Below are 16,537 nucleotides of genomic sequence, written 5' to 3'. Positions count from 1 at the left end.
CAGAAGACTGTAGTGGGGCTAAACAAGGGGGCTTGATGGGTTTGTCGTCTGCGAACTGGCGTGACTGGTACCACTTCCGTCACCGCGAGGAATGCTTCCAGTCCGGCGCTGCGTACGAGGAGTACATCGCCAAGGTCCTCACTCGATTCCACGATGACTTCATCAATCCGGTCCCGACCGGGACGCTCGGCGACGGCGGATGCGACGGGATCGCTGACGCGGGCACCATCGCCTACGCCTGCTACGGGCAGCGGCCCGGCCGTAAAGCCGAAGCCGAGCTGGCGAAGAAGGTTCGCAAGGACTTCGACCGCGCCCACAGCGTGTGGGCTACGTTCAGCACTTGGCGGTTCGTGACCAACGCACCCTTTGGACCGAAGGCTTCCGCGGTCTTGGTCGATCTACAGCAGACACATCATGCACATCCGTTGCGCCCATTGAAGATTCGCCATTTCGGCACCGAAAAACTGTGGATCGAACTGGTGAGCAAGCTGGATGTCGAAGTGCTGAACGAGCTGTTTCCAGGGGTACCTGGTGCCGCGAATGTCGAGCTGCGGGACTTGATCCCGCTTCTCGACAAACTCGGCATCGCGGGCACCGATCCCCTCACTACCGGAACGATCCGACCGGTCCCACCTCAGAAGATGGAGTTCAACGAACTCCCCGAGAGCAGTCGGGTGGAGTTCAACAGCGGTCGCCTGCTCGCGCCCCAAATCGACGAGTGGTACGCGGGCGCATCCGACCCGGCGCTCTACGACACACACGGCGACCGCTTCCGCGCGCTGTACAAGGAGGCCCGAGCTGTGACAACCCAGCCGGCAGAGATCCTGGAACGGCTATATGTCGCAGTCGCCCGGCTCCGACCCGCGTATGGACGCCACGCGGGCCAACGCCGCCTACGCAGTAGTGTCGTACTTCTTCGACTCATGCCATATCTTCGAAGAACCGCCCGGCTCGGTTTCGGTATCCGGTGAGGAGGTCCCCCGTGCTGCTACCCACTAAGGGAGTGTCAGCCGACCGCGCCCTGATCACGATCGGCGCCGATCTGCTGGAGGAACTTCGGGACCCGCTGTCGGTTTCTGCGCTGTGGGAGCGCTACAGCAACCGGCAACGGTCTACGAACAAAGCTGGGCGGATCACGTTCGACTGGTTCTCGTTGTCCCTTACCGCCCTCTACGCGATGCGGCTCATCGAGACCTCGCCCGATGGCTATCTGCGGCGGGCGCATGTTCCTCGGTAAACTCACGTGCTCCGACCCGCGGTTCAAGACTCTGACGTTCCGTCCAGGACTCAATATCCTCGTTGCGGAGCGGACTGAGGTCTCCGACCAAGGCGAGAGCCGCAACAGCAGCGGCAAAACCAGCTTCGTCAAGATCCTGCGATATCTGGTCGGTGGCGAACTGCCGCTGGAGTTCAAGTCGCCGTACCTGGATCAACACGTGTTCACCGCTCACCTGGCCCTGCCCGTTCCAGGAAACCCGCAGCCGCCATCTGTAACGGTTAGCCGCGCGGTTCAGGTCGGAAACCGAGTCCGGATTCACGGATGGGAGCAGGCGCCTCTCAACTCGGAACTTCGGGTGGACGAGTGGAAGACGCTGCAGGCGAAGTACCTGTTCCACATCCCGACCGACACCGAGCGACCGACCACCGGGCAGCTGTGGGCACAGCTGATTCGCACCTCCTTTGGCAAACCGACCAAAGGCTTCCATGCGGAATCGGATTGGGAGTCGGGTGTACGGCTCGGCTTCATGCTCGGTCTCTCCCCGGAGACCCTCGGTAAGGCAGGCGAGCTCGATCGTCTCGACAAGCAAGGCAAAGCAATTCGCAAAGCAGTCAAGGAAGGGGCTTTCACTCACCTGTCCCTTGACGAATCCGACCTAAGGGCTCGACTGGCCGTCGCACGTCGACGCCGCGACCGTATGCAGGACGACCTCCACGGCTTCCGGGTCGATGAACAGTACGGCGAGCATCAGCGTGAAGCCGACCGCCTCACGAGCGACATCGAGAAGCTGAACAACGAAGGCCTAGTATTGCAGCGCCGGACGCGAGAGCTCGAGCAGACGCTGCGCGACGAGGTCACAGCCAGCTCAAGCAGTGACCTTACCGAGAAGGTCGAACGGGTCTACGCCGAGATCGGTCTCGCGCTTCCGGACACCGTCATTCATCGCTACTCCGAGGTCGCCGCCTTCCATGAATCAGTGGTCCGGAATCGACGGATGTTCCTTCAACAGGAACTCGACTCAGCCAGATCTCGGCTGGAATCCATCGATCGCGAACGTCACGGACTCGACCACCGGCGCTCCCAAGTAATTCGCCTGCTCCGAGAAACCGTCGCGCTGGACACCTTCCTCAGCGCACAGCGCGACCTCGCCACACTTGAGGCCGACGTCGCCGACATCGAACGCCGACTCGATGCGGCCCAGTCGATCAGCTCTATCAACGACACCATCAAGATCAGGACCGCTGAGCTGGTTGCTGCGGTGCGTGCCGAAACTCAGGAACGAGCAGACCAGCTGGACGAATCGATCTCGCTGTTCAACGAACTGGGCGCAGAGATCTACACCGACCGCGAAGCTTCGCTGTATGTCGCGCCATCAGCGAAGGGAATCTTGAAGGTCGAGCCCCGAATCTCCGGTGACGCGAGCTCGGGGGCGCAGCGTCGAGATATTCATGCTCGACCTCGTTTGTGCTCTCGCCGCGATCAAGGCTGGACGCGGACCACGAGTCCTCGTCCACGACAGCCACCTGTTCGACTCGATCGACACACGTCAAGTGGCATCGTGCCTGAACATCGGCGCCCGCCTCGCCGAGGAACACGGATTCCAGTACATCGTGGCGCTCAACTCCGACTTCCTCGACAGTGTCGAAGCGCAGAGCGACGGAGCCTTCGACGCCAACCCGTACATACTCGACCAGCGGCTGACCGACGAGTCCGACACCGGCGGGCTGTTCGGCTTCCGTTTCGATTAAGCGTGCCCACAATTCGCGACGAACGGCTCGTACCGGACTGACACCGATTCGCTCGGACTGGCAGCAACGAGCGAACTCGGTGCCCTTATACAGAGGTGCGGTGCCGACAGTTGACACGGTGAGTGACGCGTGCCGGTCGATCAAAACTATTCGAAGTAGTCCTCATCCAGTTCAACCACAGTGAACACAGCCCGCTGTTGCACGCCGACGCCATACCTGATCATCAATTCGGCGAGGCGTTGCCCGTCGATCAGGATCACGCGGATCGGTACGTTCTTCGCGTACTCCCGCGCGTGCTGAGTGAAGTTGCTCGTCGTGATGAGGACTCCCCGGGTGGCGCCCACTCCGTGTAACGCCCCGACGAAGGACTGGACAGTCTCTCGGCCGACATTGTTCCCGGGGCTGTAGCGCTTCGCCTGGACGTAGATCTGGTCCAGCCCCAGGGCGTCCTGATCGATGACGCCGTCTACTCCACCGTCGCCGGTTCCCCCGATCCGCTGTGCACGCTGTTCGGTTCCGCCGTACCCCATCGCGACGAGCACATCGAGCACTGTCTGTTCGAATACCGTCGGGTCTTGAGTACCCAACGCGCGCAACAATTCGACTGCCACATCGGCATGCAGATTCGCGACTCCCGACTCGATCTGTTCCAGCGGCGCGGTGACCACCCTGGATTCGATCCCGACCTCGATGCGGTCCTGGCTGCGCGCAGGGACGTACGCCTGGTACGCCGGATAGCTCTTCAACGCCGACTCGTCAAGGCCCTGCGGGTACTGTGTCAGAGCGTCGTGCCCCGCTTGCGCAATTTGGTAGTTGGCGCGTGCGGGCTTGGTCACCAGTTCGGCGCGCACCAGCCCGCTGAGCGCCCACCCGATCCGATTCTGCGTTCGCAGCTGACCTGAGGACAGCAACTCCGACCGTTGCTCGGCCGTGAGTCCTAGGTAGTCGCACACCGCGGCTTCCAGATCGCGGCGGCGCCACACTTCCCGGTCGCTAAGTACTCGTAACGCGGGGGTGAGCATGCCGGTCCACACCGGCATGCTCGAGACCGGAACAGTCACAATCACTTCCCTCTAGAGTTCATCCAGCAACACCGAAACCTGAGCGGACAATGGATCATCCGGGCCACGCAACACCAGCAGATCATCGCGCAGCGGCTCGAGTATCCGGCGGGCTTCCTCGGACGCACCGGCGTCGAAGTACAGCTCACCGAGCGACAGCCGCATTTCCAGGGCCGCCTCGCTACAGTCGCCGCCCGCGGCGACGATGTCGCTCAGCAGCTGGTTCATGACCGCGAAACCGCCGTCGATATCGCCGATCTGCATGCGACAACTCGCGGCCATCGAACGCATCTCCCACGCCGACTCGCTGAACCGGCCTTCCGTGCGCCGGTAGGCTTCGGCGAGCGATTCCAATTCTGTTCGAGCCCGGCGGTATTCGCCACCGAGGACCCATGCGCCGGCCGCCTTTCGGCGGAGCTCGAGCACATCGACGTGGTCGGCGCCCCGAGCGTCGGCAGCATTGTCGATGACGGCTACCAACGCATCCGCGGCCTGCGCGAAGCGGTCGGCCTCGACCAGTTCCTCGTATCGATGCAGGGCTGTGTCGATCGCAGTGCGCAGGTGCAGTGGGGTCAGTGGCGCGGTGGGCTGCGCGGGAGCAGTGGACACTCGGGTCGGCTCGACCTGCGAGGTTTCCAGTGGGGCGTTGGGGCGGCGAAAGATCCGAGTGGGGTCGGGCAGTCCCGGCAAGTACAACTCGCCGGGTGGGATCGGTGCTCCCGGCGCGGGCAGAAATGGCAGCAAGCGTTCATACACCGCGTACGCATCGGCAGGGCGGTCTCGCGGATCCTTGGCCACCAGGGCCAGCACCAGCCGCTCGAGCTCTACGGGAACATCGTCGCGGAATTCACGCAGACCCAACGGAGCTTCTTCGATGTGCATACGTTGCACCTCGTAGGGCGAATCGTGCTCGAAAAGTGGTCTACCGACCACCATTTCGTGCATGAGGCACCCCAGCGAGTACAGATCGGAGCGGGGCGTCACAGGGTGGTCGTGGATGCGTTCCGGCGACATATAGCGCAGTGTGCCGATCTGCTGACCGGTTCGGGTGATCTTGGCCGCGCTCTGATCCAGAATGGCGGCGATCCCGAAGTCGATCACCTTCACCGAGCCGTCGCGGGTGAGGAGCACATTGTCGGGTTTGAGGTCTCGGTGCACGACCGGCAGGGCATGCGCGTGCGAGAGCACGGTGGCGATCTGCGCCGTGACCGCCGCAACCCACGACAGTGGCAGCTGGGCATCGGGGTCGAGGTAGTCGCGCAGGGTGACACCGTCGATCAATTCCATGACCAGATAGACGTTTTCGAACGAGGCGTCGAGTACCGCGTCGTACACCTGCGGCACTCCGTGGTGCCGGATGCGGGCGGTGACCCGCGCTTCGCGGCGGAATCGTTCAGTGAACTCCTTGGCGAGTTCCCCGGTTTCCACCTGGTCCACTCGGATCCGTTTGATCGCGACCGGCCGGTCGAGCACGATATCGTAGCCCCGCCACACCGCGCCCATGCCGCCCGAGCTGATCATCGCGGTCAGCTCGTAGCGTTTGTCGATCAGTTCCCGCATCTAGTCCCCTGCTGCGCTATCGCGGCTCAGGCCGCCCCGGTGTCACCATGTTGCCTTCTGATCATCCGCCACGCAGCCCGACCGAGTTGCCGGTCCAGTGTCGCCTTGAATTTCGGATCGGATTTGCTGAAGTAGCGGTTGCCGAGGTCCACCTGGGTGGCGTAGTTGTCGATCATCTTGTTCTCGAAGACTTCCTCGAACTTGCCTTGGAAATCTTCTTCGTTGCTGTTGGCCAGGGCCGCGAGCTGCAGGTCGGGGTCGTCGAGCGCCTGCTGGAACGGTGCGGCGACGTCGGCCTCGGTGAATTCGGTGCCGAATCGCTCGTTGAACTGCGAGATCAGTTCCGACAGCAGCGACTTCTCCGGTTCCTGCGCACCACCGGTGCCATCGCCGAATCCGGGCAGCACCACCGCGCCGTCGGCGCTGAGACTCAGGTCGAGTTCGCCGGTCTTCTGCAGTTTCAGGTAGCTGAGATCGACCTCGCCGACATCCACGCCGCCGTCGGCCCGCCGGGGCAGCACGTTGAGCAGGTGCTTGCCGTAGAGGTGGAGCAGTTCGAGGTCGATGTCACGGTAGGGCACGATCTGGGCGAGAAACCCGTACTTGCGGACGTAGTCCTTCAGGTCGGACCGGAAGGATTCCGCCTGGTCCACGTCGTCTTCGTCGTCGCTGTGCAGCAATTCGGCGAAGCGGTTCACCGCGGGAGCCAGGTGCACATACAGCTCGGCGTGCAGCTTCTGCCACTTCGCTTGCGAGCCGGCCGCCTGCTGTTCAGCTTGCAGATAGGCGTCGGCGAAGGCGCGCATCTCGGCCTGCAGCAGGATCGGCGGGACCAGTACCTTGTCCTGCGCGAGGTAGAGCAGGTTCGGGTCGGTCGGCATCGACTCGGCCTGTTCGTAATACGGCCGGAACGAATTCTGGATGTCCTCACCGTCGTTGACGAAGTCGAGGACCACCAGGTCGTCCTGCGTCTTGCGTTCCTGGGTGCGGTTGAGTCGCGAGAGCGTCTGCACCGCCGCGATTCCCTTGAGTGACTTGTTCACATACATAGTGGTGAGCAGCGGCTGATCGAACCCGGTCTGATACTTCTCCGCGACCACCAGGATCCGGTATTCCTGCTGGCCTTTGCCGCCGGAGCGGGTGGCGATGTCGTCGGCGCGGGTGTAGCCGAAGGCCTTGGGCAGCTGGGCTTCGGAGAGCCCGCCGTTCTCCTTCGATTCGCTCGTCTCCTCGCCCTCGAAGTCGAGCGGGCCCGAGAAGGCCACGAGCACACCGAGATCCGGGTACTGCTTGCCGTAGCCGGTGAGGTCGAGGTGGTCGCGGATGGCGCGGGTCATCGCGACCGCGCTCTTGCGAGAGTCGGTGACCACCATGGCTTTCGCGCGACCGCCGAGCCGACCGCGGGTGTGGGCGATGAAATGTTCGACGACTACCTGCGCCTGCTGGTGCACCGTCGACGGATGGGTGACGGCGAACCGCGCCAGCAGTGATTTCGCCTTCGCTTCGGGCAGTTCGCGGTCGTCGGGGTTCTCGTTGACCAGACGGTAGAACGTTTTGTAGGTGGTGTAGTTGCGCAGCGGGTCGAGGATGAAGCCTTCCTCGATAGCCTGGCGCATCGAATAGGTATGGAACGGTTGATATTTGTCGCCGACCAGTGTGCCGAACGCCTCAAGCGTTTTGGCTTTCGGTGTCGCGGTGAACGCGAAGTACGAGAGGTTGCCCGCCTGGCTGCGGTCCTCGGCTTTGCGCCGCAACCGCTCGTCCACCGTCAGTTCGACCGAGCCCGAATCCTCGTCGTCAGCGTCGAGCCCGAGGTCGCGCAGCGCGGCTCGCACCGCTGTCGCCGCATCACCGGACTGTGAGGAGTGCGCCTCGTCCACGATGATCGCGAACCGCCCGCCCAGCAGTTCGGTCGGCGTGCGCTTCAGGTAGTCCAGCAGCGCGGGGAAGGTGTGCAAGGTGACCGTAATGATCTTCCCGGATTCCTGCGCGAGAGCTTTCGCGAGCTGCCCCGATTTGGCACCCAGCTTCTCGTCGATCTTCACCACCAGACCGTGTACCCGTTCGAACCCGCCCACGGTTTCGCTGAGCTGGCTGTCCAAGTTGCGCCGGTCGGTGATCACGATGATCTTGTCGAATACCGGTGTGCCCGGCTGCAATCCGGCCGCGTGCGCCGCCGGATCGAGCTGGGCAGGGTCAGTTGGCGTGTGCAGATCGGTGAGGCGGTGCGCGAGCCAGCCGATAGTGTTCGACTTCCCGGAGCCGGCCGAGGCCATCACCAGATAGTTGTGTCCCGCACCGTGTTTCGCGGCGTGCGCCGTGAGTTTCTTGACCACATCCCACTGGTGATACCGAGGGAAGATCGTCGACCGGGTCGACTTGCCCGACGGGCCGGACGTGGACTGGGTATGCACGAACCGTTCCAGCAGATCCAGCCAGTTGTCCGGGTGCCAGATCTGTTCCCACAGATACGCCGTCGCGTGCTTACCGTCCACCGGACTCGGATTACCCGCCCCACCCGGCTGCCCCGGCCCCTCCGATCCGGTGTTCAACGGCAGGAACCGGGTGTTCTTGCCCTTCAACTGGGTGGTAACGAAGACCAGCAGCGGGTCGACCGCGAAGTTCGCGATCACCCGCTGCCGGAAGATCAGCTCGCTCGGATCGCGTTCCTCGCGATACTGCTTCTTCGCATCCTCGACGGTTTGGCCGGTGAGAGGGTTCTTCAACTCGGCGGTGGCGACGGGGATTCCATTGAGCAGCAAGGCCAGATCGAGACGGTTGCCCTTGTCTGCCAGCTTGGTGGCGTACGGCAGTTCCCGCACCACCGTCAGCCGGTTCGCCCGGTAGCTGTCGAGGGCGTCGTCGGAGGTCACCAGGTTCGGCTTGAAATACGCCACCCGGATACGGACCCCGTGATCCTTCACGCCCGACCGCAGAACTTCGATCAAGCCCTTCGAATTCAACTGCTGATCCAGCATCCGAGTGAAACCACGCTGGGCTTCATCGGCGTCGCCGCCATAGTAGAGGACGAGGTCATCCCACTCCGGCTGCTGGGTCGCGGCGATGAAGGTGAACAGTTCACCCATATCCAAGCCCACGTCCGCGCGATACTCGTGCGGATTGCCCGCGCGCCAACCATTGTCGAGCATGGAGGCGACGATGGCGTCGCCGAAGACGAGTTCGCTGTGGACCGGACTCATGTGGTTATACCCCCTGGATGGTATTGCTGCCGCTGGCGGTGGAGACGTCGAATTGGCCGGTTACTGCGGCGGTGATGAGCGCTCGGCGGCGTTCGGAAAGCAATTCAAGCTCGGCACCCAATACGTCGACCGCACGCAACTGAATGTCACGCATGCGGGCATATGTGTCGACAATCTTTTGCTGTTTCGCGAGAGAAAGTGCAGGAATAGGGAAATCGAGAACCTTAGAACTGCTCGTAGTCGCTATCCCGACCTGAGTCGATGTGAATCTGAAGTACCGCCGCCCATGTGAAGATGCAAGAAGGGCGGTCAGAAATTCAGGTAGCAGCCTGGCCCGATCAACACGAATCGCGAAAACGTGATTCTGATGGACCATACCCTCAATCTGCCCATCCCACATCGCCCCTCTACCAAGATTGTCCGGGTTGCCGTTTGCCTCCGTCATCACCACATCTCCGGCATAGAGCATCGCGGACCGCGCCATAGTACGCGGAATCCGAATCGTCTTGATCTCTGAGAGGTCCACACGCTCACCCTGGACATTCGCCACGCGGAGATACGGAAATTCCTGGTCATCATCGGTCACAACCCGAGCTCCGTGAACGGTCACGCCCGATTGAACTCGCGCCAAATATCCGAGTCGGACGACTGAAACGTTCGCGGGAAGCCAGGGCCACTTTGAGGACCGTTCCGAACTCGATGCAATTCCTGGGGTCACAAGTTCGGAAATCGCAGTGTTATACCGCTCATTCAGGGTGGACACCTGAAGACGGCGGAGGTCTACAATTCGGTCGATGCGCGAGGTTTCGGCGTCGAGGAAGTCGGCGATGCGGCGCTGCTCCTCCAGCGGAGCGAGGGGAACCTCAATCTCGCGGAATGACTCCCATGAGATGTCGAACTGGTTCGGTGGCTGGTTCTTCCCTAGGCGCTCATACTCGGCAATCATGTGTTTCGAACGAAGCAGATGGTGCATGAACCTCGGATCCGCAATAGTTCGATCGACGGGCATTACCCAGTACGCAGGGCTGGTAATCCCTTGCCACGGAGATACACCAACTGAGCCGTGAGGCTTTCCGAGTCGATTCATGATCACATCGTCAGGCTCGACAAGCTTGTAGCTTGTCAGGTCGTCACTCGGTGCAGGACGTCCATCCGAATCCAACCGGCGAGTTACCCCAGTGTGCAGACTGACGCCTAGCAGGGGAAGATTTGGGAAATCCGCTAACTTCGATTGCGTCAACACCCGCCTCAGCGAGACCTGTGGCCATGCCTTCGGATTGCCGAGTTCACCGACAGCGCCTGACAGGCTCATCGGATAGCCTCTCTCAGGAGCCCTTGGATCTCGGCTTCCAGCGTCCGCAGTTCAGCATCAATCTCCGCGACTGGCCTCGGCGGCTTATATACATAGAAGTGTCGAGTGAAGGGAATCTCGTACCCGATCTTGGTCTTGCTGTGGTCGATCCACGCATCGGGCACATGTGGAAGAACTTCGCGCGTTAGATACTCCGCGACGTCATCCCCGAGCGGAACGTTCTCGTAGTCGCGCAGCTCCGCATCAGGTTCGGGCTCACCCTTGATGAGCTGGACTTCGCCATCGGCATCGCGGATACCGACTGCATCGCGGAGCACCTTGGCGAACGGCGCGCCGGACGGCCAAGGCTCGCCAGCACCGACTACCGCGTCCTTAAGCGTGTTGATAGCTTCGGTTTTAGACTTCCATCCAGTCCCGACCGACGGCTGCAACAGTTTTCTGAAGACCTCGGTATCGCTGTAGAGCTTCCCGATTGGCCCGGATTCCTCAAGCTTATCGAGCGCCTCCTCGGTGAGCTCGAAGCGCAACTTCAGTGGCCGTTCGACGGTGATCCGTCGGTACCCGAAGTCGCTGTTGGCGAACACCTTCACCTTGCCGTGCTGCGGGTGACCAGGATCGGCAGCCGCATCGATGGCGTCGCGGTAGAGCACCGTGATGTCCTCGATCTGTGTGTCCGAAATCCGTTTGCGCTTGTCGCCGAGTGACTTTCGCATCTTCTCCGAGTACTCCCGCGCATCCAACAGCACCACCTTGCCCCGGTTCTCGGGAGCCTTCCGGTTGGTGAGGATCCAGAAATACGTGGAGATGCCGGTGTTGTAGAACAGCTGATCCGGTAGCGCGACAACCGCTTCCAACCAGTCATTCTCGATGATCCACTTGCGAATATTGGATTCACCGGACTCGGCGGCGCCAGTGAAGAGCGGCGACCCGTTGAAGACGATTGCAACCCGGCTCCCACCGGCAGAGGCCGGGTTCATCTTGCTGAGCATGTGCTGCAGGAACAGCAGCGATCCGTCGTTGATCCGAGGCAGCCCGGCGGCGAACCGACCGGCGTCACCGAGGCTCTTGTGCTCCCACTCGACAGCTTCCTTCACCTTCTTCCATTCGACACCGAACGGCGGGTTGGCGAGGAGGTAGTGGGCCTTGAGGTGCTGGTGTCCGTCGTCGCTGAAGGAATTACCGAAGACGATGTTGTCAGGGTTCTGGCCCTTGATCATCAAGTCGGAACGACAGATCGCCCAGGCTTCAGGATTGAGTTCTTGACCGTAGACTTCCACCCGTGCTTGGGGATTCAACTTGGTGATGTGCTCTTCGGCCGAGCTGAGCATGCCGCCGGTGCCGCAGGCGGGGTCAAGGACACGGCGAGTGACGCCGGGCATCGCGATCAGTTCCGTGTCGGGGGCGATGAGCAGGTTCACCATCAGCTCGATCACTTCACGCGGGGTGAAGTGTTCACCGGCAGTCTCGTTGGACTGCTCCGAGAAACGGCGGATGAGTTCCTCGAAGATGTAGCCCATGTTGTGGTTGGAGACCACCTCAGGACGTAGGTCGAGGTCGGCGAACTTACCGATCACCTTGTACAGCAGGTCGGCACTGTCGAGTTTGCGGATCTGCTGGGCGAATTCGTACTTCTCCAGCACCTCGGCCGCGTTCGGAGAGAAGCCGCCGATGTAGGTGAGCAGGTTCTTCGCGACGTGGTTGGGGTCGCCGAGGACCTTCTTCAGGCTCAAGTCGGTCGCGTTGTAGAACGCGGTGCCCGAGGCGCGGCGCAGGAACGGGTCGACGTCCACGTCGCCACCGCTCATCTGCTCGGCAACAGCATGCACCTTCTCGCGGGTCGGTTCGAGCACGCACTCCAACCGACGCAGCACGGTAAACGGGAGAATCACCTTGCCGTAGTCGGATTGTTTGTAATCGCCGCGCAGCAGGTCTGCGACCGACCACGCGTGGTTGGCCAGTTCGGAGTGCTTGTTGGTGTTCACTTCCTACCTCTCTGCGGCTTCGGCTCCTCGGAGCCCTGGGTGTTCGGTGGTTCCAGTGCGCCGGCGGTGAGACCGGTGCCGAGCAGACCCGCCAATTCGGCGACGGAGTCGGCGGCGCGGCGGGCTGTGACCCGCAGGTCGTGCAGGCGGCGGAAGGCAGCGCCGTAACGCTGTTGCTGCGCCAGTGGGAGCAACGGTATGCGAATACGGGTCGGGTCGTTGCGGATCGTGGTGCCCATGGTGGCGTGCGAGTTCTCGGGGCTACCGACGAACCCGGCGAGGAACCAGGGATCGAGGCGGGCTGGATCGGTGCGCAACACCATGAGCTGGGGGCCGACAACGGCGCCCACATCGGACTTTCCCGCCACCCTGGCGCGCACAGATTCCGATCGGCTTCCGGCGATCCGAGGAACCAGCACATCGTCGAGTTCGATGAGCTGGGTGGACAGTCGCGACTGCTCCCCCAGCACACCCGTCGGCTCGGTACCGGTCACCACATCACGAGCCTCCAGGACGGGACGCCCCGCGTCGTCACCGGTGGATCGGTCTTCGGGCAGCGGCTGCGCTTGTAGTCGGCGTAGCGCGCCGCCCGCGGCCAGGTCGGCGAGGGTGGCGGTGCGCCATGTGGTGCTGTCGATCCGCTGCCAGTCGCCGAGTTGACTTGTCGCGGAGACCAACTCGTCAACACGCTCGGCCAGATGGACCTGCACCATTCGGGCTGTGTGGGCGAGACCCGCGGCGTCCAGGGCGGCCCGCACGTACCTGGCGGGCGTGAGGTCGACCTCGTCGTCGAGCAGATCCATCACCCGCACCGGCGTCGCCGCGTCATCGATCACCGCCGCCCCGGGCACGCCCTCCTCGAAGCCACGCCACGCATCGACGATGGCGCTGGTGAGCAGATCCCAGTCGATCCGGCCGCGTTCCACACCCGCGAGCAGGGAACAGTCTGCGAGCCACACCTCGTCCGGTACGGGCAGCACGGGGTCAGGACGTCGCAGCACCCACAACTGCAAACCGATATGCAAAGGCTGGGCAGCGCCGGGCGGCAAGGCGATCACCGAACGCAACGCTCCCGCCCGCAGCAGAGCCGCACGGATACGCCGGCCGGAGGTTCGCATCGCCATCGCGGGCGGCAGCAATATCACCGCGACGCCGCCGGGACGCAGATGCGCCAGGCAGTGCTGCACCCAGGCGAGCTCGGATTCGCTGCGCGGCGGCGGTCCGTACTCCCAGCGGGGATCGAGCGCGAGCTCGTCGGAGCCCCAATCACGTTGTCCATAAGGTGGATTGGTGATCACCGTGTCGACTTGAAGGCCAGGGAAGCCGTCGTCGAACAGGCTGTCGCCGGTGTGTACTGCCACCTCGGCGGCTGGCGCCAGTAGCCCGACCAGGACAGCCGTCCGCTCGGCTTGTACCGGCAACACGTCCTGTCCGTAGTACGCGTGCGCGCCGGTGCTGACAGCTTCGGCCAGCAGCGTCCCGCCACCGCAGGCGGGGTCGAGAATCGACTCGGGTGTCACTCCAGCCGCCAGCACCAGCTCGACCATCAGCCGGGCGATCGGTATCGGCGTCGAATACACCCCGGTTGTCGGCCCCTCCTCCAGTCCACGCTCGGACAGCGCGTCGAGCACCGCCCGTAAACCGGAATCCATGGCCAGCCCCCGGATCGCCGAGCCGACGGCGGCTGGCACGCCCGCGAGTTCCACTGCAGCACTCTCTGTTTCAAGAAGCTCCGGCAGCGACACGATCAATCTCGGCACCTGTCCGGGAAGTACGTGCGTGCGCAGCAACGTCCGCAATCGCGCCGATGGCGTTTCCGCCGCGTCGACCCCGTGCGCGTCGAGCCACCGCTGGACCTCGATCAGGTCGAACAGTGGCCGTGACTCGCTGCCACCCGAGGCGGCCGGGAAGTTCGCATGCCTGCGTCGCCAGTTGCTCACGGTCGCGCGGGTGACACCGGCCAACCGGGAGATCTCCGCGGCGGTCACGAGCGGTGCGGTCTCCGACATAAGCCTCCTCCATCCCACATGTACACACTATGTGTTCCCATAGCTTTGCCTAGTGACAAGCGTAAGTCAACCACAGATTGATGATTGACTATGCTTTCACTGTCTCGTAGTGTTCCGCTCAGGCCGATCGGCCGCACCGTCCACGAATCACTGTGGGCGACAGGGGTTATCACGCATCGAATGCACGGCGACCGGCACCGCCACGTCGCACCGCTCGGGAAGGGGAGACATGGCTAGCCATCGAAAGCATCGCGGTCGGCGCCGTCCGCACCGCACTACCCGTGAACTCACGGTGCGCAGCGGCGCCGACCTCCGGCGCCGGTACGCCGGAATCCCCACCACTAGGTGCGCCGGCGGAAAACGTCGGTATTTCAATCGCGGCGATGCGGAGCTCGTGCTGGCCAACCTCGGCCCACAGCGCCGGGAGAAGCGTTCTTACGAGTGCCCCGGATGCCACGGCTGGCACCTGACCAGTCAAACCCTGGACGAATACCGGACGAGCCAGCTCGAACCGCGCCCCACCAGCCTCCGGTTCGCCGATATTCCAGCATCAGGGCGGGTGCCGAATCCTGCCGAGCTCGCCGCGCGATCGGCGGCGCGGCGGGGCACCGCGGTCGTGCCACCACGTCCGGCGGGCCGGACCGAGTCAGACCACGGCGAACGTCTCCGTTCCCGGGCCCACGCGGTCGTCCGGTGGGCGCTGCGGGCACTGCGCGGTCGATAACCATCCCATTCCCTCGCGGCGGACCGAACCCGCCCGCTCACCCAAAGGAAACCGAGTGACTGACAACCTCTCTTTCGCGGCCTTCGATGTCGAGACCGCCAACCCCAAACACGGCAGCATCTGCGCTATCGGCGTCGCCGTCGTTCACAAAGGCGTTCGGGTGGCGACACATTCGTGGTTGTGCCGCCCACCTGCGACGGTCGGCGAGTTCGCGCCCCGCAATATGGGAATCCACAAGATCACCCCGAGCACGGTGGCCGGGCAGCCCAGCTTCGCGCAGCGACTGCCTGAACTTCTGGACATGATCGGCGACCTTCCGGTGGTAGCGCACAACGCAGTCTTCGACATGGGAAACCTAACCCGTGCTTGTGAATTCAGTGGCGTCATGTTGCCGGGATGGCGGTACGGGTGCACCTACGCTTGGTCGAAGCGACAGCTGCTGCTCGGTGGCTACAAGCTCAATCAGGTCGCTGCGGCACTCGGGATCACCCTCGACAACTACCACGAGGCCGGCGCCGACGCGGCCGCTGCTGCCGACATCGCGGTCGCGCTCGCACGGATGGCCGGTGTACGCGATCTCGCGGATCTGGCGCGGTTCAACGGGACCCGCCTGACTCACCTCGGTGGAGTACGGCGATGAACGATCCGATCGACACGCCGAAGGGGCTCCTCGGGAGCACACCTGCGGTCCATCATTCGACCGCCCCGGTGGCACACCCCTATCCGTCCCGTCAATCGGTCCCGCAAGCCACCCCACCTGCTCGACCGCACCCGGCGCCGCCGCAATCCGCTCCACCGATACCCAACTATCACGCTGCGCCACAGACTGTTCCGCACGGATACGGGATGCCGACCGGCTACCCGATGCCGATCATCTCCGTCACCCAGAACAACGGGATCGGCGCGGGCCCGATCGTAGTCCGGCGCGGGGTCAATCACGGTCTACATCTGGTGCTCACACTCGCCACGTGCGGGCTGTGGCTTCCGATTTGGATCATCGTCGCCGTCCTCGACGCGATGAAACGACCGTGAGCACCCCGATGGCCGGAGCATGTTCTCGGCATCCAGCCGCCCTCGCAGAGGGCGGCATACACATCCAAGAAAAGGCACAAGTCTTGATGAACTACCTATCCGCACAGTGGAATTCGATGGAAATGTTGGCAAGGCTTGTTCGTGGGCTGGGATTCGGCGCCGTGGTGATGGTCGCAGTCGTCGGGTGCGATGTGCGCGAGGGCGCCAACACGGCGACTCCTATTGCCACATCATCAGTTCGGGTGACAACTGGCGCTCCGTCGGTCACGCCCACCCGGGTGGTGCCGACTACGACCGCAGTCGCGGCCGCGCCGACGACGAGCGTTGTTCCGGTGGCGCCACCCACTACCGCCGCTGCTCCTACCGTCCTCATGCCCGCGGTGGTGTGCATGAATCTGCAAGTGGCGCAGAGCCGAATTCAGGCGGCCGGCGTCTTCTTCTCCCGCTCAACCGACGCGACCGGGAAAGGACGAGCCCAGGTGCTGGACCACAGCTGGGTCGTGGTGGCCCAGAATCCGGCGCCGGACGTCCCGATCGGCGAGGGACAGGCCGTGCTGTCGGTGATGAAGTACGGCGAACCCAATCCATGCTGACCCGGTAGTCGGAGCTGTCCGCGGCCGCACACCATCGTGAAGCGGTATCGGGTGTCCGTAGCACTAGACGACAGCCGCTCAACGGAACCGAAAGTCT

12 protein-coding genes and 1 pseudogene are annotated in these 16,537 nt (G+C 63.2%); 7 read left to right on the top strand and 6 right to left on the bottom strand.

Annotated features, from left to right (window positions below):
- The first annotated feature begins 35 nt into the window (after window positions 1-35).
- From ACLJPD_RS29030 to ACLJPD_RS29015, 4 genes and pseudogenes are all read left to right on the top strand, one after another.
- The gene (locus tag ACLJPD_RS29030) at window positions 36-971 is read left to right on the top strand and encodes an ABC-three component system protein (protein ID WP_410876383.1); all 936 of its coding nucleotides are present in this window, start codon (window positions 36-38) and stop codon (window positions 969-971) included.
- A gap of 11 nt (window positions 972-982) precedes the next feature.
- Window positions 983-1,237: an ABC-three component system middle component 6 gene (locus tag ACLJPD_RS29025; RefSeq protein WP_410876382.1), complete on the top strand. Its 255-nt coding sequence runs from the start codon at window positions 983-985 to the stop codon at window positions 1,235-1,237.
- Window positions 1,203-2,411, top strand: a pseudogene (locus ACLJPD_RS29020) (ABC-three component system protein); the annotation flags it as partial. The gene ACLJPD_RS29025 and the pseudogene ACLJPD_RS29020, both read left to right, overlap by 35 nt.
- 256 nt (window positions 2,412-2,667) lie before the next feature.
- Window positions 2,668-2,967: a DUF2326 domain-containing protein gene (locus ACLJPD_RS29015; RefSeq protein ID WP_410876550.1), complete on the top strand. Its 300-nt coding sequence runs from the start codon at window positions 2,668-2,670 to the stop codon at window positions 2,965-2,967.
- A 146-nt stretch (window positions 2,968-3,113) separates the two neighbouring features.
- Here the strand turns inward: ACLJPD_RS29015 and ACLJPD_RS29010 are convergent, their stop codons facing one another.
- Genes ACLJPD_RS29010 through ACLJPD_RS28985 form a run of 6 tightly spaced genes read right to left on the bottom strand, consistent with a single transcriptional unit; the run spans window position 3,114 to window position 14,091 of the window.
- Window positions 3,114-4,028 (bottom strand): restriction endonuclease, encoded by a 915-nt coding sequence (locus tag ACLJPD_RS29010; RefSeq protein ID WP_410876381.1) that lies wholly within the window; start codon window positions 4,026-4,028, stop codon window positions 3,114-3,116.
- A 12-nt stretch (window positions 4,029-4,040) separates the two neighbouring features.
- Window positions 4,041-5,588 (bottom strand): protein kinase domain-containing protein, encoded by a 1,548-nt coding sequence (locus tag ACLJPD_RS29005; RefSeq protein ID WP_410876379.1) that lies wholly within the window; start codon window positions 5,586-5,588, stop codon window positions 4,041-4,043.
- 26 nt (window positions 5,589-5,614) lie between these two features.
- Window positions 5,615-8,788, bottom strand: coding sequence for a type I restriction endonuclease subunit R (locus tag ACLJPD_RS29000; protein WP_410876378.1), 3,174 nt, complete (start codon window positions 8,786-8,788; stop codon window positions 5,615-5,617).
- Between the two features lie 4 nt (window positions 8,789-8,792).
- Window positions 8,793-10,100, bottom strand: coding sequence for a hypothetical protein (locus ACLJPD_RS28995; protein ID WP_410876376.1), 1,308 nt, complete (start codon window positions 10,098-10,100; stop codon window positions 8,793-8,795).
- Window positions 10,097-12,082 (bottom strand): N-6 DNA methylase, encoded by a 1,986-nt coding sequence (locus ACLJPD_RS28990; RefSeq protein ID WP_410876375.1) that lies wholly within the window; start codon window positions 12,080-12,082, stop codon window positions 10,097-10,099. The genes ACLJPD_RS28995 and ACLJPD_RS28990 overlap by 4 nt, the downstream gene beginning before the upstream one ends.
- Window positions 12,079-14,091 (bottom strand): N-6 DNA methylase, encoded by a 2,013-nt coding sequence (locus tag ACLJPD_RS28985; protein ID WP_410876374.1) that lies wholly within the window; start codon window positions 14,089-14,091, stop codon window positions 12,079-12,081. Before ACLJPD_RS28985 ends, ACLJPD_RS28990 begins: the two co-directional genes overlap by 4 nt.
- A 779-nt stretch (window positions 14,092-14,870) precedes the next feature.
- Between ACLJPD_RS28985 and ACLJPD_RS28980 the strand changes: the two genes are divergently transcribed.
- The 3 genes from ACLJPD_RS28980 (at window position 14,871) to ACLJPD_RS28970 (ending at window position 16,440) form a co-directional block, all read left to right on the top strand.
- A complete protein-coding gene (locus tag ACLJPD_RS28980; protein ID WP_410876373.1) occupies window positions 14,871-15,455 on the top strand; it encodes an exonuclease domain-containing protein in 585 nt (194 codons plus the stop codon).
- A gap of 206 nt (window positions 15,456-15,661) precedes the next feature.
- On the top strand, window positions 15,662-15,847 hold the full coding sequence (locus ACLJPD_RS28975) for a hypothetical protein (protein ID WP_410876372.1): 186 nt from the start codon (window positions 15,662-15,664) through the stop codon (window positions 15,845-15,847).
- Between the two features lie 242 nt (window positions 15,848-16,089).
- The gene (locus ACLJPD_RS28970; protein WP_410876371.1) at window positions 16,090-16,440 is read left to right on the top strand and encodes a calcium-binding protein; all 351 of its coding nucleotides are present in this window, start codon (window positions 16,090-16,092) and stop codon (window positions 16,438-16,440) included.
- The last annotated feature ends 97 nt before the right edge of the window (window positions 16,441-16,537 follow it).

Source organism: Nocardia sp. A7, assembly GCF_046549215.1.
Classification (GTDB): domain Bacteria; phylum Actinomycetota; class Actinomycetes; order Mycobacteriales; family Mycobacteriaceae; genus Nocardia.
The sequence above is the reverse complement of the archived record's forward strand: the minus strand, read 5'-3'. Positions and strand labels throughout refer to the sequence as shown.

What these genes read in the sequence shown, in the direction of transcription:
- ACLJPD_RS29030 (WP_410876383.1), top strand. Translation starts at nt 36, where the DNA reads ATGGGTTTGTCGTCTGCGAACTGGCGTGACTGGTACCACTTCCGTCAC.
- ACLJPD_RS29015 (WP_410876550.1), top strand. Translation starts at nt 2,668, where the DNA reads ATGCTCGACCTCGTTTGTGCTCTCGCCGCGATCAAGGCTGGACGCGGA.
- ACLJPD_RS29005 (WP_410876379.1), bottom strand. Translation starts at nt 5,588, where the DNA reads ATGCGGGAACTGATCGACAAACGCTACGAGCTGACCGCGATGATCAGC.
- ACLJPD_RS29000 (WP_410876378.1), bottom strand. Translation starts at nt 8,788, where the DNA reads ATGAGTCCGGTCCACAGCGAACTCGTCTTCGGCGACGCCATCGTCGCC.
- ACLJPD_RS28995 (WP_410876376.1), bottom strand. Translation starts at nt 10,100, where the DNA reads ATGAGCCTGTCAGGCGCTGTCGGTGAACTCGGCAATCCGAAGGCATGG.
- ACLJPD_RS28985 (WP_410876374.1), bottom strand. Translation starts at nt 14,091, where the DNA reads ATGTCGGAGACCGCACCGCTCGTGACCGCCGCGGAGATCTCCCGGTTG.
- ACLJPD_RS28975 (WP_410876372.1), top strand. Translation starts at nt 15,662, where the DNA reads ATGCCGACCGGCTACCCGATGCCGATCATCTCCGTCACCCAGAACAAC.